This window comes from Nocardiopsis endophytica, from assembly GCF_027706725.1.
Lineage (GTDB): Bacteria > Actinomycetota > Actinomycetes > Streptosporangiales > Streptosporangiaceae > Nocardiopsis_A > Nocardiopsis_A endophytica.
The window spans coordinates 110,263-131,527 of the sequence record NZ_JAQFWQ010000002.1; the positions used below are offsets into that span (position 1 = coordinate 110,263).

At 75.2% G+C, this 21,265-nt stretch carries 20 protein-coding genes; 7 read left to right on the forward strand and 13 right to left on the reverse strand.

Annotated elements, in window-relative coordinates:
* Window positions 1–64: 64 nt before the first annotated feature.
* Both O4J56_RS01215 and O4J56_RS01220 read right to left on the reverse strand, forming a co-directional pair.
* On the reverse strand, window positions 65–760 hold the full coding sequence (locus O4J56_RS01215; protein ID WP_270683157.1) for a DUF4142 domain-containing protein: 696 nt from the start codon (window positions 758–760) through the stop codon (window positions 65–67).
* Window positions 732–1,379, reverse strand: a complete 648-nt coding sequence (locus tag O4J56_RS01220; RefSeq protein ID WP_270683158.1) for a COG4315 family predicted lipoprotein — start codon at window positions 1,377–1,379, stop codon at window positions 732–734. Before O4J56_RS01220 ends, O4J56_RS01215 begins: the two co-directional genes overlap by 29 nt.
* 187 nt (window positions 1,380–1,566) lie before the next feature.
* Between O4J56_RS01220 and O4J56_RS01225 the strand changes: the two genes are divergently transcribed.
* The 3 genes from O4J56_RS01225 to O4J56_RS01235 are packed head-to-tail and all read left to right on the forward strand — an operon-like array spanning window position 1,567 to window position 4,312.
* On the forward strand, window positions 1,567–2,442 hold the full coding sequence (locus O4J56_RS01225) for a hypothetical protein (RefSeq protein ID WP_270683159.1): 876 nt from the start codon (window positions 1,567–1,569) through the stop codon (window positions 2,440–2,442).
* Entirely contained in the window at window positions 2,439–3,926 is a 1,488-nt protein-coding gene (locus O4J56_RS01230) for an NADH-quinone oxidoreductase subunit NuoF family protein (protein WP_270683160.1), read from the forward strand. The genes O4J56_RS01225 and O4J56_RS01230 overlap by 4 nt, the downstream gene beginning before the upstream one ends.
* Entirely contained in the window at window positions 3,917–4,312 is a 396-nt protein-coding gene (locus O4J56_RS01235) for a VOC family protein (protein ID WP_270683161.1), read from the forward strand. Before O4J56_RS01230 ends, O4J56_RS01235 begins: the two co-directional genes overlap by 10 nt.
* A 79-nt stretch (window positions 4,313–4,391) precedes the next feature.
* Here the strand turns inward: O4J56_RS01235 and O4J56_RS01240 are convergent, their stop codons facing one another.
* The 5 genes from O4J56_RS01240 to O4J56_RS01260 form a co-directional block, all read right to left on the reverse strand.
* The gene (locus O4J56_RS01240; RefSeq protein WP_270683162.1) at window positions 4,392–4,940 is read right to left on the reverse strand and encodes a sigma-70 family RNA polymerase sigma factor; all 549 of its coding nucleotides are present in this window, start codon (window positions 4,938–4,940) and stop codon (window positions 4,392–4,394) included.
* Window positions 4,941–5,022: 82 nt separating this feature from the next.
* Complete coding sequence (locus O4J56_RS01245; protein WP_270683163.1) at window positions 5,023–6,195, reverse strand: anhydro-N-acetylmuramic acid kinase; 1,173 nt, start codon at window positions 6,193–6,195, stop codon at window positions 5,023–5,025.
* 39 nt (window positions 6,196–6,234) lie between these two features.
* Complete coding sequence (locus tag O4J56_RS01250; RefSeq protein WP_270683164.1) at window positions 6,235–7,020, reverse strand: SDR family oxidoreductase; 786 nt, start codon at window positions 7,018–7,020, stop codon at window positions 6,235–6,237.
* A 40-nt stretch (window positions 7,021–7,060) separates the two neighbouring features.
* Window positions 7,061–8,050 carry an NADPH:quinone oxidoreductase family protein gene (locus tag O4J56_RS01255; RefSeq protein ID WP_270683165.1) on the reverse strand — a complete coding sequence of 330 codons (990 nt, stop codon included), beginning with the start codon at window positions 8,048–8,050 and terminating at the stop codon, window positions 7,061–7,063.
* Between the two features lie 94 nt (window positions 8,051–8,144).
* The gene (locus O4J56_RS01260; protein WP_270683166.1) at window positions 8,145–9,071 is read right to left on the reverse strand and encodes a universal stress protein; all 927 of its coding nucleotides are present in this window, start codon (window positions 9,069–9,071) and stop codon (window positions 8,145–8,147) included.
* Window positions 9,072–9,278: 207 nt separating this feature from the next.
* Between O4J56_RS01260 and O4J56_RS01265 the strand changes: the two genes are divergently transcribed.
* From O4J56_RS01265 to O4J56_RS01275, 3 genes are all read left to right on the forward strand, one after another.
* On the forward strand, window positions 9,279–10,001 hold the full coding sequence (locus O4J56_RS01265; RefSeq protein ID WP_026123874.1) for a response regulator transcription factor: 723 nt from the start codon (window positions 9,279–9,281) through the stop codon (window positions 9,999–10,001).
* A 3-nt stretch (window positions 10,002–10,004) separates the two neighbouring features.
* On the forward strand, window positions 10,005–11,435 hold the full coding sequence (locus O4J56_RS01270) for a sensor histidine kinase (RefSeq protein ID WP_270683167.1): 1,431 nt from the start codon (window positions 10,005–10,007) through the stop codon (window positions 11,433–11,435).
* A 360-nt stretch (window positions 11,436–11,795) separates the two neighbouring features.
* Window positions 11,796–12,689 (forward strand): DMT family transporter, encoded by an 894-nt coding sequence (locus O4J56_RS01275; protein WP_270683168.1) that lies wholly within the window; start codon window positions 11,796–11,798, stop codon window positions 12,687–12,689.
* Here the strand turns inward: O4J56_RS01275 and O4J56_RS01280 are convergent.
* The 6 genes from O4J56_RS01280 to O4J56_RS01305 form a co-directional block, all read right to left on the reverse strand.
* Window positions 12,647–13,906: a glycosyltransferase gene (locus tag O4J56_RS01280; RefSeq protein WP_270683169.1), complete on the reverse strand. Its 1,260-nt coding sequence runs from the start codon at window positions 13,904–13,906 to the stop codon at window positions 12,647–12,649. The genes O4J56_RS01275 and O4J56_RS01280 overlap by 43 nt on opposite strands.
* Before the next feature lie 467 nt (window positions 13,907–14,373).
* Entirely contained in the window at window positions 14,374–15,939 is a 1,566-nt protein-coding gene (locus O4J56_RS01285) for a S1C family serine protease (RefSeq protein ID WP_270683170.1), read from the reverse strand.
* A gap of 245 nt (window positions 15,940–16,184) precedes the next feature.
* The gene (locus O4J56_RS01290) at window positions 16,185–17,066 is read right to left on the reverse strand and encodes a sulfurtransferase (RefSeq protein WP_270683171.1); all 882 of its coding nucleotides are present in this window, start codon (window positions 17,064–17,066) and stop codon (window positions 16,185–16,187) included.
* Window positions 17,067–17,090: 24 nt separating this feature from the next.
* Entirely contained in the window at window positions 17,091–17,531 is a 441-nt protein-coding gene (locus O4J56_RS01295; protein WP_270683172.1) for a hypothetical protein, read from the reverse strand.
* Complete coding sequence (locus O4J56_RS01300; RefSeq protein ID WP_270683173.1) at window positions 17,524–17,889, reverse strand: hypothetical protein; 366 nt, start codon at window positions 17,887–17,889, stop codon at window positions 17,524–17,526. The genes O4J56_RS01295 and O4J56_RS01300 overlap by 8 nt, the downstream gene beginning before the upstream one ends.
* A gap of 145 nt (window positions 17,890–18,034) precedes the next feature.
* Window positions 18,035–18,754 (reverse strand): MIP/aquaporin family protein, encoded by a 720-nt coding sequence (locus tag O4J56_RS01305; RefSeq protein WP_270683174.1) that lies wholly within the window; start codon window positions 18,752–18,754, stop codon window positions 18,035–18,037.
* Between the two features lie 351 nt (window positions 18,755–19,105).
* Here O4J56_RS01305 and O4J56_RS01310 point away from each other — a divergent pair, with 351 nt between their 5' ends.
* Entirely contained in the window at window positions 19,106–21,220 is a 2,115-nt protein-coding gene (locus O4J56_RS01310; RefSeq protein WP_270683175.1) for a HelD family protein, read from the forward strand.
* Window positions 21,221–21,265: the final 45 nt, after the last annotated feature.

Sequence of the window (21,265 nt, forward strand, 5' to 3'; positions counted from 1 at the left end):
CGTCTTCCGTCGTGCGTGGGGGTGGACGGGCGGGCGCCGCTGCGGCGCCCGGGGCGCGCCGGGGTCAGCCCCGGCGGCGTTCGGGAGGCGGCGGCTCGGGGAGCCGCTCGAAGTCCACCAGGCCGGTGCTCTCCAGCAGCGTGATGTGCTTGAGCACCATGAACATGGCGTGCTGGACGAAGGAGCGGACGAGGCTGTTGCGGGTACCGGCGCGCACCTCGGCCAGCACCTGGATCACCTCGCCGTGGGCGAACCGCAGGCGGTTCACCGCCGTGCGGTCGTAGGCGTCGCCGGAGAGCCCGGCGAGCTCGTCCATCCAGTCCTGCTGCTGGGCGCTGGGCATGCTGGGCAGTTCGACCTCCAGCTCGCGGGCGACCTCCCGGACCTGCTCGTCCATCAGGGCGTGGTCGTCGGCGAGGATGCCGCCGACCTCGCGGACGCGGTCGCTGCGGGCGCGCTCCTCGGCCTGCTGGCCGGTGGGGATCTCCCACAGGTTGGCCTGGCGGACCTTGGCCAGCGCGTCCCGGTCGGCCGGGCCGAGGGGGCCGTGGTCGGTCATCTCCCACTCGCGCCAGAAGACGCCGGCGGCGGACATGGAGCCGTGGGGGACCACCATGAACACCGTGATCGCGGAGACGACCAGGAACGCGGCCACCCCGGCGAACTCGATCGCACCGAGGGAGGACAGGGGCCGCATCCCGAGGCGGCGGCGCCCGCGCCCGGGGGACGGGTCAGTACCCGTATCCGCCGTCGTCGCCATATCCGGATCCGCCTCCGTAGCCGTCGGAGTCCTCGGACGCGCCGCCGCCGTCGGAGCCCTCGGTGTCCTCGGTGTCCTCAGCGCCGCCGGAGTCCCCGGAGCCCTCCGAGTCCGCCACGGCCTCCGCGGCCTTGCCCCCGTCGGGCGCCACGGCGTACCAGAGGCCGCCCACGCCCTCGCCGTTCACGTCGCCGGGCTCCACGTCGCCCGCGTACCGGTACAGGGGGCGCCCGCCGAGGGTGACCTGGCTCTCCCCCTCCTCTCGGTCGAGGCTGCCGACCAGGTCGGCGTCGATGCCCTCGGGCTCGCCGCCGCCCTCGTCCAGCGCCGGGGGCCACTGCTTCGCGCAGTCCCCGGTGCACGAGGAGGCGGCCGGCTCGGTGCCGTCCGGGGTGTACATGTAGAGCGTGTAGCCGTCGGCGTCGGTGACCACCTCGCCGACGCCGGTTCCCTCGCGCACCGCCAGCGCCCCGTCGGGGGCGTCCGGGGAGGACTCGGCCTCCCCTTCGGCGGGCGCCGCGTCGTACTCGGGCATCTCGGCCTGGCCGCCGCATCCGGCGGCGAGCAGCGCCGCCGCCCCGCCGGCCAGGGCCAGTGCGGTCGTTCCGGGTGCCTTCACGGTCCCTCCATCGGGTCCACGGTCATCGACCGCCACAGTTTCCCACCTGTTTCACGGCCGTTATCGCCTAGAGATACGCACGACGGGCGCCACCGGTTCACCACATAAGCGATTTTCTTGATTCCGCCCACATGCGCACCGCGCGTGCTATGTTCTGGTGCCCACCCGTGCCAGGTGGAGGCGGATAATGCCCGACAGAACCGTCGTACAGAGGCTTGAACAGGCTCTGACCTCGATCGATATCACCTTCAAGGCGCGGCGGCGGCCATTGGCCGCCCACGCCTTCCTCCTAATCGGACTAGTTATATCGAACACCGTCCTCGCCGTTGCGGCGCCGCGCCAATTGGATTTCCTGCGCGCGTTCCAGGATTTCCTCTGGGCGGCGTCGGGGGTGCTGGCGCTGCTCGGGCTGACCGCCGCGACGGTCTGCGGGCTGCTGGCCACCGACCGGATCGTGCTGGACGTGCGGCGCCGGGTGCTGCTGCAGGCGGCGCACCGCTCGGTGGCGGTGGCGGCGCTGGGGTTCCTCTTCGCGCATGTGGCCCTGCAGGTGGCGTTCGGCAGGGTGGCCGCCCACCAGGCGGTGCTGCCGTTCGGGGCGGACGCGGCCGTGGCCTTCGGCGCGTTCTCCACCGACCTGCTGCTGGTCATCGTCGTGACCGGGCTGCTGCGGCGCCGCTTCACCGGGGGCGGCCGCCCCCGGCTGTGGCGGGCCGTGCACGCGGCCGCCTACCTGTGCTGGCCGCTGGCGATCGTGCACGGGCTCACCGCCGGGCGCGAGCCCGCCGGGTGGGTGGTGGCGGGGTACGCGCTGTGCCTGGCCGCCGTGGGGCTGGCCCTGGCCGCCCGGCTGCTGGTCGCCGCCGGGCCCGAGCGGGGCCGCGCCGACGCCGAGCGGCGGGTGACCGTGGTCCGCTCCGGCGATCGGGACGGCGCCCCGGACGGCGCCTTCCCGCCCCTGGGCGGCCGCTCCCCGCAGGGGCGCCCGGCCGACCCGCGGGACGGCGACGGGCTCGCCGAGGACCTGGAGTTCTGGGCCTCCATCCGGGAGGGGCGGCGGTGAGCGCGGCGGCGGACGCCCCGACCGCCGTGCGCACGCTCGGCCCGGCGCGGCTGACGGCCGGGCTGGAGGGCGGGGCCCGCCTCGCCCTGGACGGCCACCGCGCCCTGCACCCGGCGCCGCCCCGGCTGCGCCCCGACGACCTGGTGGCCCTGGCGGGCCTGGGCGAGCTGCGCGGCCGGGGCGGAGCGCACTTCCCGTTCGCCCGCAAGGTCGCCGCCGTGCTGCGCGCGTGCGGACGGCGCGGGTGCCCGGCCCGGGTGGTCGTCAACGCCACCGAGGGCGAGCCGGGCAGCCGCAAGGACCGCACTCTGCTGGAGCGCGCCCCGCACCTCGTGCTGGACGGCGCGGAGCTGGCCGCCTCCGCCCTGGACGCCCACGAGGTGGTGGTCGGCACCGCGGGCGGGGGCGGGGCCGAGCGGTCGCTGCTCGACGCGATCGCCGAACGCGGGCCGGGCCCGTCCGTGCGGGTGGTGCGCCTCCCCGAGCGGTTCCTGTCCGGTGAGGGCGGGGCGCTGGTGCGCGGCATCAACGGGAGCAGGCCCGTCCCGCCCGGAGTGAAGCAGCGCGCCAGCGACGCCGGCGTGGACGGGCTGCCGACGCTGCTGTCCAACGCCGAGCCCTACGCCCAGCGCGCGGTTGTCGCGGCCCTGGGGGCGGACCGGTTCGGCGTCGTCGGCGCGCCCGGGGAACCGGGGTCGCTGCTCCTCACCGTGGGAGGGGCGGCCCGCTCCCCCGCCGTCGTGGAGGCCCCCTTCGGCACGCCCTTGGGCGAGGTGCTGGAGGCGTGCGGGGCCGACCCGGGGCGGGGCGTGCTCGTGGGCGGCTACCACGGGGCGTGGCTGGCGCCCGGGGACGCCGCGGGGGCCGTGCTCTCGCGCGCGGGGATGGAGGCGCGGGGCGGGGCGCTCGGGGCGGGGATCGTGCTGCCCGTCGGCCCGGACGCCTGCCCGCTGGACGAGACGGCCCGTGTGCTGCGCTACCTGGCCGAGGAGAACGCGCGCCAGTGCGGTCCGTGCGCGCGCGGGCTGCCGCGGCTGGCCGGCGCCTTCGGCGACCTGGCCGCGGGAGAGGGGACGCCCGAAGCGGTCGCCGAGGCCGCGTCCATCGGGGCGGGCCGGGGCGCGTGCGCCCACCCGGACGGCGCGGCGCGGCTGGCGGCGTCGGCGCTGGAGGCCTTCCGCGACGACATCGCGGTCCACGCCGTGGCCGGGTCGTGCCGGCCCCGTGTGCGGGAGGTGCTACCGCTGCCCGGGGAGGCCGCCGCCGCGCGGTCGCGGCTGACCGTGGACTGGTCGCGGTGCGACGCCCATGGGCTGTGCGCGCACCTGGCCCCGGCGCTGATCCGGCTGGACCGGCACGGCTATCCGGAGGCGCCGGAGGTCGCCGTCCCCGAACGCCTGCTGGACGAGGCGGGCAAGGCCGTGGACATGTGCCCGGCGCTGGCGCTGAGGCTGTCGCCGCCTAGAGTGTCGCCATGGAGATGAGCCTGGACCACATCAGCGTCATCGTCGACGAGTACGACCCGGCGATCGAGTTCTTCACCAAGGCCCTGGGGTTCGAGCTGGTCGAGGACTCCCCGGCGCTGACGTCGGCCGAGGGGCGGCCGAAGCGGTGGGTCGTCGTGCGTCCCCCCGGCGGGGGCACGGGGCTCCTCCTCGCGCGCGCCGACGGGGAGCGCCAGACCGCCGCCGTGGGCGACCAGTGGGCGGGACGCGTGGGGCTCTTCCTGCGTGTGGACGACTTCGACGGTGCCTACGCGCGCATGGTGGAGGCCGGGGTGCGCTTCGTCAGCGAGCCGCGCAGCGAGCCCTACGGGCGGGTGGCGGTGTTCCTCGACATCGCGGGCAACCGCTGGGACCTGCTGGGCTGAGCAGTGCCCCGGCCAGATCCTTGTTGATCTCGGGGAAAACGACGCTAAAACCGCGGTTTTAGGGGCGCTTCTCCCGAGATCAACGCCGGAGAGCGTCGCGCAGGGCGCGCAGGCCGTAGTGGAGCCGGGACTTCACCGTGCCCGGCGGGACGCCCAGTTCCTCGGCGGCCTCGCCCACCGAACGGTCCCGCAGGTAGACGAGCACGAGCGCCTCGCGGTGGTGGTCGGCCAGCCCCGGGAGCACCTGGGCGAGCACGAGGGCGGACAGGGTCGGCTCGGAGGCGTCCGGCACCGCCGGGTCCTCGCCGCGCCCGGCCTCGACCTCCACCGGGCGGGTGCCGCGCTGGCGGCGGTCGTCGATGACGATGCGGCGGGACACGGTCATCATCCACGCCCACAGCTCGCCGCGCTCCCTGCTCAGGCCGTCGGCGCGGCGCCAGGCGCGCAGCGCGGCCTCCTGGAAGACGTCCTCGGCCCACTGCTCGTCGCCGCCGGTCAGCAGGCGCACGTTTCGCAGCAGGGGGGCGCGGAACTCCCGGTAGAGCAGTGCGACGAGCTCGTCGCCGCGGCCGCCGGCCGCCGGTCCGTCCGCGCCCGCCCCGCCCCCGGGTCCGGCGGATCCGCGCACAGGGACATGGTCACCGATGAACCATGATCAGGTACACCGATCGGACGAAACCGCACCGAAGGCACGTTCGCACCGTCCGGACCTAAACGTCCGAATGGGCGTCGCCGCGGATCCGCAGCCGCGCCGGGAGCGGCGCGTCGGACTCCGGGCGCCCCACCCGCCCCGACAGCACCGGGTGCGCGGCCCCGGTGCACTCCGGGACGGTCGACGGGATGCCGTGCCAGGTCAGGAATCCCAGCAGCGCGAAAAGGTAGGCCTCCTTGGCGTCCGGGTCCACGCCCAGCGCCTCCGACCCGCGCACCGGGACGGGCGCCAGCGCCGCGCGCAGGCTCTGCATCAGGCCGTGGTTGTGCACGCCGCCCCCGGAGGCCACCGCCTCGCCCACGCCGTGGGCCTTGCAGGCGTCGGCGATGGTGACGGCGGTCAGGTCGGTCAGCGTGGCGAACACGTCGTCCCAGGAGGCGTCCACCCCGGCGAGGGCCCGCTCCAGGTAGGCGGTGTTGAACAGCTCCTTGCCGGTGGTCTTGGGGGCGGGGCGGGCGAAGTAGGGCTCGGCGAGGAGGCGCTCCATCAGCTCGGGCACCACCTGCCCGCGCAGGGCGCGCTCCCCTCCGGCGTCCATCCGCCCGGTGCCGGGCGCCAGCTCGGCGGCGGCGTCGAGGAGGGCGTTGCCGGGGCCGGTGTCGAAGGCGGTGGGCGGGGCGTCCGGGGAGACGACGGTCAGGTTGGCGATGCCGCCGATGTTCACGGCGGCGGCGGGGGTCCCCAGGCCGGAGAGCCAGAGGACGTCGAAGACCGAGGCCAGCGGCGCGCCCTGGCCGCCCGCGGCGATGTCGGCGGCGCGCACGTCGGAGACGACGGGCAGGCCGGTGGCCTCGGTGATCCAGGCGGGCTGGCCGAGCTGGAGCGAGCCCTTGACGGCGCCGTCCTCGACCCAGTGGTAGAGCGTCTGGCCGTGCGAGACGGCGAGGTCGGCGGTGCCGCCGGGGCACAGCTCGGCCATGGCGGTCCGGGCGGCGGCGGCGAAGGCGCGCCCGATGCCGGTGTCGATCCGGCAGACCTGTTCGAGCGTGGTCGCGGCGGGCGGGAGGGCGGCCAGCACCTCGTCCCGGAGGGCGGGCGGGTAGGGGGCGGTGAGGTGGCCGAGCGGGTCGAGGAGGACCTCGCCGCCCTCCAGCCGAAGGTCGGCCACCGCGGCATCGATGCCGTCCACCGAGGTCCCTGACGAGAGTCCGATGACGATCACGGACACCACCTCCGGGGACCGTCATTCCCCGCTTCCGGGAGCCGACGCTCACGCCCCCCTGAGCCTGGCCCAGGCCTTGCGCATGCCCTTGAGCCAGCGGTCCCGGTCCTGGGCGCGGCGCAGTTCGTAGTCGGCGGCCTCGGGGTGCGGCAGGATCAGGAAGCGCCCGTCGCGCAGCGCGGCCGCCACGGCCCGGGCGACGTCCTCGGGCTCCAGGTACTCCCCGCCCAGGCGGGTGGAGGCCGAGGCGCCGTCCCCGGCGGTCATGGCGGTATTGACCCCCTGCGGGCACAGGCACGACACCCCGATGCCGTCGTCGGCGTGGCGGATGGCCAGCCATTCGGCCAGTGCCACCGCGCCGTGCTTGGTGACCGTGTAGGGGGCGGTGTCGAGGTTGGTCAGCAGCCCCGCGGCGGACGCGGTCACCATGAAGTGGCCGCCGCGCCCCGCCATCCGCGGGAACAGGGCGCGCGCCGCGTACACGTGCGCCATGACGTGCACCCGCCAGGACAGGTCCCAGTCGGCGTCGTCGCCCAGGCCCGCGCCCGCGCCGACACCGGCGTTGGAGCACCACAGGTCGATCGGCCCGACCCGGTCCCAGATGCGGTCGACGACGGCGGCGACGGCCCGCTCGTCGGTGACGTCGAAGGCCTCCCAGGAGGCGCGTGGGCCGAGTGCGCCGGCGGCCGCGCGGGCGCGGTCGGCGTCCCGGTCGGCGATGACGACGTGCGCCGCGCCGTCGGCGATCAGCCGGGCGGCGACGGCGCGGCCGATGCCTCCGGCGGCGCCGGTGACGACCGCGTTGGTTCCGGGGACGGAGAAGGGTCCGGGCACGGGGGGCTCCTCGGGGAGTGGCGGGCGGGGGCGGCCGGGCTCAGGCGGAGGGGGCGAAGACCAGCCGCCCGACGGTCGACCCGTCGGCGAGCCGCTGTACCCCGTCGGCCAGGGCACCGAACCCGACGCGCTCGCTCACCAGCGGCTTGACCAGGCCCTTGTCGGCGAGCTCGGTGAGGCGGCGGTGGGCCTCGGGGACCAGCTCGGGGGCGCGGCGCTGGTAGAGCCCCCAGTGCAGGCCCAGCAGCGAGTAGTTCTTGATCAGCACGTGGTTGAGCGCCTGCTCGGGGATGGTCCCCGAGGCGAAGCCGATGATCACGATCCGGCCCTCGAAGGCGATGCACTTGGTGGAACGGGCGAAGGAGTCGCCGCCGACCGGGTCGAAGACCACGTCGGCGCCGCGTCCGCCGGTCTCGGCCTTGACGACCTCGACGAAGTCCTCCGAGCGCCGGTCGACCACGACGTCGGCGCCGAGGTCGGCGGCGACACGGGCCTTGTCGGGCCCTCCGGCCACGCCGATGACCCGGGCGCCCGCGGCCTTGGCGAGCTGGACCGCGGCGCTGCCCACGCCGCCGGCGGCGGCGTGGACCAGGACGGTCTCGCCGGGCTGCAGGGCGGCGCGGCGGTGCAGGGCGAACCAGCCGGTCTGGTAGCCGATGAAGAGGGAGGCGGCCTCGTCGTCGCCGAGGGAGGCGGGGGCGGGGAAGACTGCGTCTGCGGGCATGAGGGCGTACTCGGCGAAGGCCCCGTCGGGGAGCGCGGCGCCGCCGAGGACGCGGGTGCCGGGCGGCGGGGCGTCGGTGCCGGGGCCCGCCTGGACGACCTCGCCGCACAGCTCCACGCCGGGGGTGAAGGGCGGGTCGGGCCTGACCTGGTAGGTGCCGCGGCACAGCAGGGCGTCGGGGAAGTTGACGGCGGCGGACCGGACGCGGACGAGGACCTGCCCTTCCGCGGGCTCGGGGCGGGGGGTGTCCTCCACCTGCAGGACGTCCGCGGGCTCGCCGGGACCGTGTACGCGCAACGCCTTCACTGCCGCCTCCGCCGTATGAGGGGATACCAACCGGTCGGTAATCATCGACGGCCAGTGAACCGCGCCCCCGTCCCCGCGGTCAAGGGGCGCGGGGTCAGCGGACCACGACGACCGGGCCGTGGGCCCCGTGGAGGACGGACTGGCTCACCGACCCCAGCAGCAGGCCCCGGAAGCCTCCCCTGCCGCGCGAGCCCACGACGATCAGGTCGGCCGGGGTCGCCTCCTCCAGCAGCGCCACCACCGGGTGCGCCCGCACCGTGCGCACGTCCACCACCACCCTGGGGTGCCGCGCGCGCAGGTCCTCCATCGCGGCCTCGGCGGTCCGCCGCGCCGCCGCCTCCACCGCCTCGTCGTCGAAGGCCTCCGGCGGCACCGGCCCCACCGACGAGGCGAACGCCGCCATCGGCTGCCAGGCGCAGATCGCCACGACCTCCGACCCGCTCCGCTCCGCCTGCCGGAACGCGAACGCCAGCGCCCGGCCACCGGTCTCGGAGCCGTCCACGCCCACGACGATCCGCCCGCGCCGCCCCTCGGCCGTCTCGTGGTGCTTGGGCAGCACCACGGTGGGCACCGGCGACTTGGCCGCCAGCTCCACCCCCACCGACCCCACGAAGGCCGAGGCGAGCCCGCCGAGCCCGCGCGACCCCACGACCACGCAGGCCACGCCGGGCTCCGACGCGGCCTCCAACAGGGCCTGCGCCGGGCGCTCCCCGACCTCGCGGGTCTCCACCGACAGCTCCGGGAACAGCCGCAGCACCCAGTCCCGCGCGTACGCCAGCAGCGCGCGGGCGTCGTGCTGCCGCGGCGACTCCTCGCCGTCGCCGCCGTCGCCGCCGTCCCCGTTCCTGCGGAGCAGCTCACCGAACGGCCCCTCCGAGTCCGGCGGCCACACGGCGGTGACGATGCGGACGCCGAGTCCGTAGGTCATCGCCTGATTGGCCGACCATTCCAGCGCGTACCGGCTGGAGTCGGAACCGTCCACACCGACGACCACCCAGCGCGGGTCCTCTCCGGTGTCCATATCGCCTGCCTCGCTCTCCCGGTCGGGTCCCCCGTCGTCCGGCACGGCCGCCCCGCCCCGATGCGGGCGGCCACCGGGTACCTACCCCGGCGGCCCCCGGGGCAGCCGGGCCGAAGGTTGTCCCGTCCATCACCCTCCCTGCTCACGGGGGTGCGGCGGCCGTGTCCTCTTACCGTCGTCTCACCCGGATGGGCGAACATGTCCTCCATGACGTCCGCCAGTGCCCCCGCCGGTCGCGTGCTCCTCGCCGACGACGACCGCGCCATCCGCGAATCCCTGGAACGCGCCCTCATGCTGGAGGGCTACGAGGTCCTGACCGCCGAGGACGGCGTGCAGGCGCTCACCGCCGCGCACGCCGAACCGGTCGACCTGCTGGTGCTCGACGTGATGATGCCCGGCGTCGACGGCCTGGGCGTGACCCGGGTGCTGCGGGCCGAGGGCGACCGGCGGCCCATCCTCATGCTCACCGCGCGGGTGGAGACCTCCGACCGGGTGGCCGGGCTCGACGCGGGCGCCGACGACTACCTGCCCAAGCCGTTCGAGCTGGACGAGCTGATGGCGCGCATCCGGGCGCTGCTGCGCCGCGCCGCCCCCGCCTCCGCCGACGACGGCGAGCGCCCCGAGCCGGTGCTGCAGGTCGGCGACCTGCGGCTGGACCCGGCGGCGCGGCGCGTCTGGCGGGCCGGGCGCGAGGTGGAGCTGTCCAAGACCGAGTTCGACCTGCTGGAGCTGCTGGCGCGCAACGCGGGGATCGTGCTCGACCACCCCACCATCTACGACCGCATCTGGGGGTACGACTTCGGCCCGGACTCCAAGAACCTCGCCGTGTACATCAGCTACCTGCGGCGCAAGCTGGACGCACCGGACGCGCCGCCGCTGATCCAGACCGTGCGCGGCGTCGGCTACACGCTGCGCCCCCAGGAGGGCTGAGGGATGCGCCGGCGGCTGGCGGTGCTCCGGCGGCGCGCGGCGGTGCTCGCCCGGTACGCGGCGTCGCCGGAGCGGTGGCGGCTGGGCACCAAGTTCGCGGCGGCCTTCGCCGTGGTCGCCGCCGCCGCCAGCCTGCTCACCGGCACCCTGGCCTACAGCACGGCGTCGGTGCTGATCCGCACCGACGCCCGGGAGCAGTTCCAGGCCACCGCCGAGCGCCTGGCCGCCGACGTCAGCCGCCCCGCGGCCGAGCTGGACGCGGGGCAGACGCTCACCTTCCTGCACTCGGACGACTTCACCTACCCGGGGGTGACCTCCAGCGGGTCGGTGGCGGTCCCGGTCGGGGCCGACCGGTCGATCGAGGTCCTGCCGGTGCGCGCCGACGACCGGGCGGTGGCGGCGGAGACGGAGGCCGGGCTGGTGCACACCCGCGAGGACAGTGCGAACGGTGAGGACTACCGGATCGCGACGGTGTCCCTGGGCGGCGGGCGCGGCGCGATCCAGATCGGCCAGCGGCTCTCCCCGATGGAGCGCATGCTGGACGTGCTCGCCCTGCAGATCACCGTGGTGGGGGCGGGCGTGCTGGTGGTCGCCGCCGGGGCCGGGTGGCTGCTGGCGCGGCGGGTCACCAAGCGGCTGGTGCGCCTGACCGACACCGCCGAGCAGGTGCGCACGACCGGGCGCCTGGACCTGGTGGCGCCGGAGGGCGGCGCGTCCCCGGACGAGGTCGGCCGGCTCGGGCGGGCGTTCAACGCGATGCTGACCCGGCTGGCGGGCGCCGAGGCCGAGCAGCGGCGCCTGGTGCAGAACGCCTCGCACGAGCTGCGCACACCGCTGACCAGCCTGCGCACCAACGTCAGTGTGATGCGCTCCTTCGACCGGCTGGGGCCCGACGCCCAGCAGCGGCTCGTCGACGACCTCCAAGGGGAGACGCGGGAGCTGTCCAAGCTCGTCGACGAGCTGGTGCAGCTGGCGACCGGGACCCGCGAGGACGAGGCGGGCGCGGACGTGGAGCTGGGGCCGCTGGCCGAGCGCGTGGCCGACCGGGCGCGGCGGCGTACGGGCCGGGAGGTGGTGGTCGACGCCGACGGGAGCACGGTGCACGGGCGCCCGACGGCGCTGGAGCGCGCGCTGTCCAACCCGGTGGAGAACGCGGCGAAGTTCGACACGGAGAGCGGCGGGCCCATCGAGATCGTGGTCCGGGAGGGCCGGGTGGAGGTGCGCGACCGGGGTCCGGGGATCGCCCCGGAGGAGGTGGAGCACGTGTTCGAGCGCTTCTACCGGTCGGACGCCGCCCGCGCGCTGCCGGGGTCGGGGCTGGGCCTGTCCATGGTCAAGGAGATCGTGCACGCCCACGGGGGGACGGTGTTCGCCGCCAACCGCGAGGGCGGCGGGGCGATCATCGGGTTCACCCTGCCGACCGTGGAGCGCTAGACGGCCGCACGCCTATACTCACCCCCGGGAAGGTGGCACATCTCACTTCCCATCCCCCTCTCGGAGCGATCCCGGCGTCTTCGGAACCGGTCGGTCGTCTCCGGCCGATAACCCCGTAGGGAGCGGCGGAGGCGCGCACCGCGCCGAGGCGTGATTCGTCCCCTTCGCGCACACGCGGGTCCGTGCTCTGCAGTAACCTCGACACGCCCCCGTCTGCGCGCGTTCCCCCGCCCAGACCTCCCAGGTCCTCCCGGCGGCGGGGGCGGTGACAAGGCGATGTGACGCAGCCCCGCGACGGGGGTCCGCCCGATTCGGGCGGGCGCCGCGCCAGGCGGGCACCCGACACGAAGGGCGGGATCGATGACGTGGGCCGTCGCCGCGGCGCTGGCCGGCGCGTTCTCCGTGGCCGCCGGCGCCGCCGTGCACGACCGGGCGCTGTTGACCGCCCCCATCCGCGGAATCGGGCAGCTCGCCCTGCTGCGCGCGCTGATGCGCATGCCCGTGTGGTGGCTCGGCACCCTGCTGACGATGGGCGGCATCATCGCCCACCTGTGGGCGCTCACCCAGGCGCCCCTGGTGGTGATCCAGCCGATCGGCATCACCGGCCTGCTGTTCGCCGTCGTGCTCTCCGCCGTCTTCCGGCGGCGCCGCCCCAGTCCCGCGCAGGTGCTGGGCTCCCTGGCGGTCAGCATCGCCCTGGCCGGGCTCCTCACCACCGTCCCGCACGCGCAGGGCCGCGCCCCCGACGCGATGGGCCTGACCGAGATCGCCGTCATCGCGGGCACCGCCATGGCGCTGTGCGTCGCGGTGGGGCGGACCCGGCGCGGCGCCCTGCGGGCCGGCTCCTTCGCGCTGGCCAGCGGCATCGCCTACGCCGCCACCTCGGCCTTCGGCCGGGTGATCGGCATCGCCGCGCTGTCCGACCCCTTCGCCGCGCTGCAGCCGATGACCATGGTCGCCGTCGGCATCGGCCTCACCGGCGGCCTGATCATGCAGAACGCCTACCGCACCGACCACTTCACCCTGGCCTACGCCACCCTGATGCTCAGCGACCCGATCGCGGCCACCTTCATCGGCGTGGCCTACTTCGGCGAGCGCCTGCCCACCGACCCCGCGCACGCCGCGGTCGCGGCCGGGGCGGCGGTGCTGGGCGCCGTGGGGGTGGTGACCCTGGCCCGCGCCTCCGGCCCGCAGCGGCCCGCGCGGACCGGTCAGCCGCCGCGCAGCGACGACCTGAGCGCGACGTCGGCGTAGATCCGCTCGAAGCGGTCCAGCGAGCGCTCGTGGTCGTGGCGGGCGGCCATCGCGCGGCTCTCCGCGCCCATCCGGGCCCGCTCCTCGGGGGAGGCGAGGATGGCGCTCAAGTACTTGGCGAGGTCGTCGGGGCTGCCCGGCTCGTAGAGGTAGCCGTTGCGCCCCTGCTCCACCAGGTGCGGCAGGGCCATCGCGTCGGCCGCCACCACCGGCAGCCCGCTGGCCATCGCCTCCAGGGTGGCGATCGACTGGAGCTCGGCGATCCCGGCGATCGCGAACACGTCCGCCGCCCGGTACACCAGCGGCAGGTCCGCGTGCGGCACGAAGCCGAGGAAGCACACCCGGTCGGCCACGCCCTCCTCCTCGGCCAGGCGCTCCAGGGCGCCGCGCTGGGCGCCCGTCCCGGCCAGGACGAGCTGCGCCCCGTCGACGGTGGTCCGCCGCACCGCGCGGACCAGGTCGCCGATGCGCTTCTCCTCGTCGAGGCGGCCGACGAAGGCGAAGGTGGGGCGGTCGGGCACGCCGAGCCGCTCCCGCAGGGCCGCGCGCGGCGCCGCGTCGCCCGGCGGGTGGAAGCGGCGCAGGTCGATGCCGCAGGAGACGGCCTCGACCGGGCGGGCGAACCCCTGGTCGAGGAGGAGCCGGGCGGCGATGGGGGTGGGCGTGGTCACGTGCTCGGCCCCCTGCAGCGCCCGGCAGAAGTCGCGCCAGGCCATGCGGCCGACGGCGCCCCGCAGCGCCTCGGGCACGAACAGGTAGTTGAACAGGTTCTCCGGCATGAAGTGGTTGGTGGCCACGACCGGCACCCGGTGGCGCCGGGCGGCGGCGATGAGCAGGCGGCCGACGAGGAAGTGGTTCTGGACGTGCACCGCGTGCGGGCGCACCCGCCGGATCAGCCGGTCGAGGTGGCCGGGCGCGCCCGGCGGCAGCGCCAGCCGCACGGTCTCGTGGACCAGTGAGGGCATCGAGCGCAGCCGGTGCTCCACGACCCCGTCCACGCGGGCGGTGCGCGGTGGGCCGTCCGGGGACTGGCACACCATGTGCACGTCGTGCCCGCGCGCGGCCAGGCCGCGGGCGAGGCGGGCGGTGAAGTAGGCGGCGCCGTTGACGTCGGGCGGATAGGTGTCGGTGCCGATGAGCACGCGCAGGCGCTCGGAACGCTGGTCGGAACGCGGTTCGGGCGGCTGCTCGCGGGTGGCGGATGCGAGTGCGGCCATCTCGGCCCTCCTGGGGTGTGCGCGGGCGCGCAAGCCGGACGAGCCGGGCCCCTGGCCGCCAGGACGGCCGGAACCCGGGTGGTCCCGGGGACGATACTCCGGGCGGCCGGCCCCGCGGCCCCGGTTCGGCGTCCATGTTGCCGAGTGTTTACCCGTGCCCGCGGGCATTCACGGCGAACCCGTGGAAAACAGTGGGCGGCGACTGCGGATGAGGAAGGAATCCGCAGGTCGCCGCCGACGGCCGAATCCGGCCGTACCCCCGTGGGAGGGGTTATCGCCCCCTTCGGAGAGGTCAAACGCACGCCAGGGGGGAAAAGTTTCACCGGGGTCGACGGATCGGCCGAATCTTCGTTTTCCGCTCGCACTTTCGTCATTCGCCGTTGGGTCGGCACCCACGGACCGGAAGGCGCCCGGGGCGGACCGGGGGCTCGCTCCCGGTCCGCCGCGGGCGCTGTGGTCCGCTCGGCTCAGCCGCCGATGCTGTCGGCCGACTGGGCCGCGAGCTTCACGTCGACCTCCTGCTCCTTGCCGTCGCGGGTGATGCCCAGTTTCACCGTGTCCCCCGGCTGCTTCGAGCGGATCTTCGCGATCAGCGCGTCCGGGCTGTCCACCGCGTCACCGTCGACGGAGGTCACCACGTCGCCGCCCTTCAGGCCGGCCTCCGCCGCCGCCCCGCCCTTGGACGTGTCCACGATGCGCACGCCGTCCTTGTCGGCCGCCACCGTGGCGTCGATCGCCGCGTAGTCCGCGCTGCCCTGGTCGATGAGCTGCTCGGCGATCGGCTTGGCCTGGTTGATCGGGATCGAGAAGCCCAGCCCGATCGACCCGGCCTCCCCTTGCCCGCCGGACGAGGTCCCGGCGATCGCCGTGTTGATCCCGATCACCTCGCCGTTCATGTTGATCAGCGGCCCGCCGGAGTTGCCCGGGTTGATCGGGGCGTCGGTCTGGATCGCGTTGATCACCGTCGAGGTCTGCACCCCGCCCTGCTCCTGCTGCGGGGCGCCCATGCCGAAGGGGTCCTGCTCCCGCTCCTGCCCGCCGTCGACGGTGCCGGTGTTCACCGGCCGGTCCACGGCGCTGACCACGCCGGAGGTGACCGTCCCGGACAGCCCCAGCGGCGACCCGATCGCGACCACGTCCGCACCGACCTCGACCTTGTCGGAGTCGCCGAGGGTCGCGGGGGTCAGCCCGCTCACCCCCTTGGCCTCGATCACCGCGATGTCGGAGACCTCGTCCGTGCCGACCACGCGCGCCTCGGCGTCCGAACCGTCGTTGAACCGCACCCGCACGGAGTCGCCGCGCGCCCCCGCCACCACGTGGGCGTTGGTGAGGATCTGCCCGTCGGAGCTGATCACCACCCCGCTTCCGCTTCCGCTCTCGGTCTCGATCGACACCACGCTCGGCAGCACCTTCTCGGCCACCTCGCTGACGTTCCCGGACGACACCGATCCCGCGGTGCCCCCGGTCAGGGAGCTGACCGGGGAACTCGACCCCCCGGTGAGGTACGTGGTGGCCACGGCCGCCGCGGGCCCCACGATGAGGCTGGTGACCAGCGCGGTCGCGGCGGCGATCGCCACCGGCCCGGGGCGCTTGCGCTTGCCGCCGCCCCCCTCGGGACCGCCCGGACCGCCCCCGGCCGGCGGAACCGCGCCGGGCCAGTTCGGCGGGGCCGCGCCCGCGCCGCCGATCCCCGGCTGCGGGGCGGTGTGGCCGCCGGGGTAGGGCTGGCCCGTGTGGTGGCCGCCGGGGTACTGCGGGGCCGGATTCCCGCCCGCGGGCGCACCGAAGGCCCCCGCGCTCGTGAAGTGCCCGTGCCCGCCCTGGGCGCGCATGCTCCACGCACCGGCGCCGGGCGGGGACCACGGTCCGGCCTCGGCGGGCGTTTCGGCCTCCGGGGCGGGCCCACCTTCCGGGGTGGTCTCCGGAGCACCGTCCGCCGCGGTCTCGGACACGCCGCCGGTCTCGGGGGCCTCCGGGGTCTCGTCGGTCCGGGGCTCCTCGCCCGGTCCCTCTCGCCTGTCCTCCGCGCTCATCCGACTCCTCCGGCTTCTCGTCCCTGTTGCGATGAGTATCGGCGCCGGGGGTTAGAGCCCGGTGAGACGGCGCCTAGGTGCGGTTTCGAGGTCGGATCGGCGCGTCGTCCGCATTCGGGCCCCATCGTGACGGAACATGGTCATTGCCTCCCTCACGAGGTCCACCGCGTGGCCGCCTGCCAACCCGAGATGTCCGAAGGCCACGCGGTGCAGTCCCGACGGTACGCCGCTCGCGCGGTCCGCCGTCAGTCCCCGCCCTCAGCATCACCGGTCTCCACCGGGAGCGACGCGTCGGCCCCCCACGCGCTCCAGGAGCCCGGGTACAGGCGCGCCCCGGTGAACCCGGCGTGCTCCAGCGCGATGAGGTCGTGGCACGCGGTCACCCCCGAGCCGCAGTAGGCGGTGACCGACTCGGCCCCCTCGACGCCCAGCGTGGCGAAGCGCTCGCGCAGGCGCTCCGGGGAGGCGAACCGGCCGTCCGGGCCGAGGTTCCCCTGCCACTCCGCGCTGCGCGCCCCGGGGATGTGCCCGGCGCGGGCGTCGACGGGCGCGGGCTCCTCGCCCGTGTAGCGGCCCCGCGCGCGGGCGTCCAGGAGCAGTCGGCCGTACGGGCGCGCCTTCAGGTCCTTCAGCTCCTCGGTGGTGGCGATCCGCTCGGCCGGCCACGGGACGGCCGTGCGCGTGCGCGGCTCGCGGCGCACCTCGCCCGTCTCCAGCGGGCCGTCCCACGCCTGGATCCCGCCATCGAGCACGGAGGCCGGGGACCCCAGCGCGCGCAGCATCCACACCAGCCGCGCCGCGATGGACCCGCCGGCGTCGTCGTAGGCGACGACCTCCGTGCCGTCACCGATGCCGAGCCGCCCCAGCGCCTCGGCGAAGGCCTCCGGCGTCGGCAGCGGGTGGCGCCCGCCCTCCCGGGTCGGTTCGGACGCAAGGTCCTCATCGACGTCGGCCCAGACCGCCCCGGGCAGGTGTCCGGCCAGGTAGGCGGCGTGCCCGTCCCTGCCGTCGAGGTACCACCGCACGTCGACGACGGCCAGGTCCCCGCCCTCGCGCAGGCGTTCGGCCAAGCGCGCGGGCGAGACGACGGGCGGAACGGAAGGCTGGTCGTTGCGCGGTTCGCTCATGAGCCCACCCTAGGACGGCGTCCGTCAGGCCGCCTGTGCCCGCTCCCCCGTCCGGCCCTTCTCCACGTGCCGCAGCCAGAGCATGCCCAGCACCGGCAGGACGAGCGGGATGAACAGGTAGCCGCTGCCGAAGCGCGACCACACGGTGTCGTCGGGGAAGGCCGCCGGGTCGAGCATGCTGAGCGTGCCCACGGCCAGCACCCCGCACAGCTCGATCGCGCAGGAGACCATGGCGACCCGGTGGGAGGTGCGCCCGCTCCGGGCGATCCCCACGGTCGCGACGATGTAGATGATCCCCGCCGCCAGCGACAGCAGGTAGGCGAGCGGCGCCTCCTGGAACCTCGTCGCGATCTGCACGCCCGCGCGCGCGGTGGCGGCGAGGGCGAACAGGGCGTAGAGCGCGACCAGGACACGGCCGGGCCCGGAGCGGCTGGCGGCGTTCGCGGACGCGGTGCTCTCAGACAACGGGCGGGTTCCAGATCTGTTCGAGCCGGACCATGAGGACCGGGAGGATGAAGCAGGCGACGGAGATGACCGCGGGCCCCCACCGGCTGCGCTCCATGAACCCCCACACGGCGCACGCCGGGGGCAGCAGCACCACGGTGGCGAGGTACCCGACGAGCGTCGCCGGTTCGGCGGGCGGGTCGCCGCCCGCCCAGACCACCGTGGACACCACGGCCTGGGCGATGGTGAGCAGCCACAGCACCGCCATGCCGACCAGGTGCGGGACGACCATGGGCCGGTCGCGGAAGGCCGAGACCATGCACCAGACCGCCATCGCCAGCGACACCAGCTGGATGGTGCTCGTCAGCCCCTCGACCACGTCCGCTCCCCTGTTTCCGCAGTTCCCGCTACTACATACCGTAGTACGCCCGCGCCGGGATCCGAACCGGGGCCTCGGCGGGGGGCCGAACAGGAAACGGGCGGGGTCGCCCCCGCCCGCCTCTGGTGTCCCGGTGCCGCCGGCCCTACATCAGGCCGTACACCCACCCGCCGAGGAGGCCGCCGACGAGGCCGCCGGCCAGCGGCCCGGCGACGGGGATCCACGAGTAGCTCCAGTCCGAGCCGCCCTTGCCCTTCAGGGGCAGGAGCTGGTGGACGATGCGGGGCCCCAGGTCGCGCGCCGGGTTGATGGCGTACCCGGTGGGCGCGCCGAGGCTCATGCCGATGCCGACCACGCCCAGGGCGACGATGAGCACGCCCAGCCCGGACAGCGCCAGCGCCTCGCTCTGCCCGGTGGCGGTGACGATGAACAGCAGGGCGGCGGTGGCGATGAACTCGGTGAGGAAGTTCGCCCCGGTGCTGCGCACCTCCGGCTCGGTGGAGAAGATCCCCAGGAACGGGCCGTCGGAGTGCTTGAACTGGCTGAGGTAGACCAGCCACGTCAGGGTGGCGCCGATGATCGCGCCGAGCATCTGGCCCAGGACGTACACCGGGACGGTGGACCAGTCGCCGTTCGCGGCGGCCAGGCCGAAGGTGACCGCGGGGTTGATGTGCCCGCCGGACAGCGGCAGCGCGAAGTAGGCCCCCGCCATGACGCCGAAGCCCCACCCGAAGGTGATCAGGATCCAGCCCTCGCCGTGCGCCTTGGACTTGTTCAGGACGTGGGCGGCGACCACGCCGCAGCCGAACAGGACGAGGATCGCCGTTCCGAACAGCTCCCCGAAGAAGATCGTCGTCGTAGTCACCGTCGCCTCCGATCGCACCGGTGGAAATACCGGACGGATACCCCTTCCGGCCCGTGATCACCATCCCGGGAAGCGCGCTTGCCCGCCGGTTTATCCCATCGTTACCGCTGGTCGCGGGCCGCACCGTTTCCCCGGTCGGGAAAGCGGAGAAAGGAGGATTGCCAGCCCCCTTCCCCGCGGGTATCATCGCTTCTTCGCGGCGGAAGTGCACCACGGCACACCGACGCGCAGAGGATCGGAACGAACCGGCTGACGACCCGCCGGGGCGGGACCCGCGCATCCGCCGCCCCGACGACCAGCCCGACCGATCCCGGGGAGTCCTCCGTGTCCTCGTGCACGCCTCCAGCACGCATGCCCGATTCCGCCGATGCCTCCGGCGCCCCCGACGACGGTGCCGCCGAGCTCCGCGCGGAACGCCGCCACCTCGCCTCCTCGCGTGATGCGCTGCGCGAAATGCGCGAAGAGGTCCTCAACACCGAAACGGCCCTCGGCGAAGCCGTCGTCGACAAATACACCAACGCGGTTCTGCAGCGCGCACGCGAACGCCGCGCCGAAGCGCTGGCCGAACTCCCGGACGCGCCCCTCTTCTTCGGGCGCCTCACCTACCCGCCCGGCGACCTTTATGAGGCGGAACCCGGCGCCCCCTTCACCCCCACCCGCACCCCCGACGCCGACCTCGCCTATATCGGCCGGAGGAATGTGCGCGACAGGTCGGGCGCATCGATGGTCCTGGATTGGCGGGCGCCCGTCTCCGCGGCCTTTTACCGCGCCGGGCCGCAATCCCCCATGGGCGTCCTCTCCCGCCGCCGCTACGGGTTCGGCGCCGGGGGCGAACTGACCGCGTTCGAGGACGAGGACCTCACCGCCCCCGAACCGTCCTCGGGCGAGGCCGCCGCGGCGCTCCTGGCCGCGGAGATCGAGCGCCCCCGCACCGGCCCCATGCGCGACATCGTCGCCACCATCCAGCCCGACCAGGACGACCTGGTCCGCGCCTCCCTCGACACGAGCCTGTGCGTGCAGGGCGCCCCCGGCACCGGCAAGACGGCCGTGGGCCTGCACCGCATCGCCTTCCTGCTCTACGCCGAGCGCGAGCGCCTGCGCCGGGAGGGCGGCGTGGCCATCGTCGGCCCCAGCAGCTCCTTCCTCTCCTACATCCGCAACGTCCTGCCCGCTCTGGGCGAGGCCGAGGCGGGCCAGCTCACCCTGGAGGAGCTGGCCGACCGGGGCGCGCCCAAGGGGGCCGACTCCCCCGAGGCCGCGCGCCTCAAGAGCGACGCCCGCATGGCCGAGGTCGTCTCCCGGGCCCTGTGGGCGCAGGTCCGCCCGTCCGAGGAGACGCTGGTGGTGACGGTCGGTTCGCGCAAGTACCGGGTGCCGCCGGAGGACATCGCGGAGATCGTCGACGGCATCCGCCGCCAGCGGGCCTCCTACGGCGCCGGACGGGACCTGCTGGCGCAGCGCCTGGGCGGCGCGGTGCAGAACCTCATGGAGGCCTCGGGCGGCACCGCCGACGCGGGCACCCGCGGCCGCCTGGCCCGCTCCCGCGAGGTGAAGGCGGCCGTCACCGCCATGTGGCCCAAGGCCGACCCGGTCAAGCTGGTCTTCGGCCTGCTCACCGACCCCGGCCTGCTGGCCCGCGCGGCCGACGGCCTCCTGGACCCCGGGGAGCAGGAGGCCGTCCGGTTCCCCGGGCGCCCGCGCTCGCCGAGGTCGGCCCCCTGGTCTCCGGCCGACCTGGTGCTGATCGACGAGGCCGCGTGCCTGGTCGAGCGCCCCCCGTCGCTCGGCCACATCGTCCTGGACGAGGCGCAGGACCTGAGCCCGATGCAGTGCCGTGCGGTGGCGCGCCGCGTCCGGGCCGGGTCGGTGACGGTGCTCGGCGACATCGCCCAGGGCACCGCCCCCGCCGCGGCCCGGACGTGGGCGGACCTGCTGCGCCACCTCGGCAAGGACGGCGCCCGGCTGCAGGTCCTCAGCCGCGGCTACCGTGTGCCCGCGCAGATCATCGACTTCGCGGCCCGGCTGCTCCCGGAGATCGCCCCCGACCTACCCGCCCCGAGCGCGGCCCGGCAGGCGCCCGGGGCCCTGCGCATCGAGGGCGTGTCCGGCGGCCGGCTCACCGGCGCCGTGCTCGACGCCTGCAAGCGCGCGCTGGACGAGGAGGGCTCCATCGGCGTCATCGCGTCCGACGGCCGCATCGACGGGCTCCGCACCGCCCTGCGGGAGCGCGGGATCGAGGCCGGGCACCTGGGCCGGGAACCGGAGGCGCTGGAGGCCTGCCGGGTCGTCTGCGTCCCCGCCTCCCTGGCCAAGGGCTTGGAGTTCGACACCGTCGTCGCCGTGGAGCCCGCGGACATCGCCGAGGCCGAGGAGCGCGGGCTCAACCGCCTCTACGTGGTCCTCACCCGCGCGGTCAGCCGCCTGCACGTGGTGCACGCGCGACCGCTGCCCGCCCCGCTCGGTTGACGATCTCCCGGCCGGGGGAGGTACGGGAGCACCGGAGACCATTGG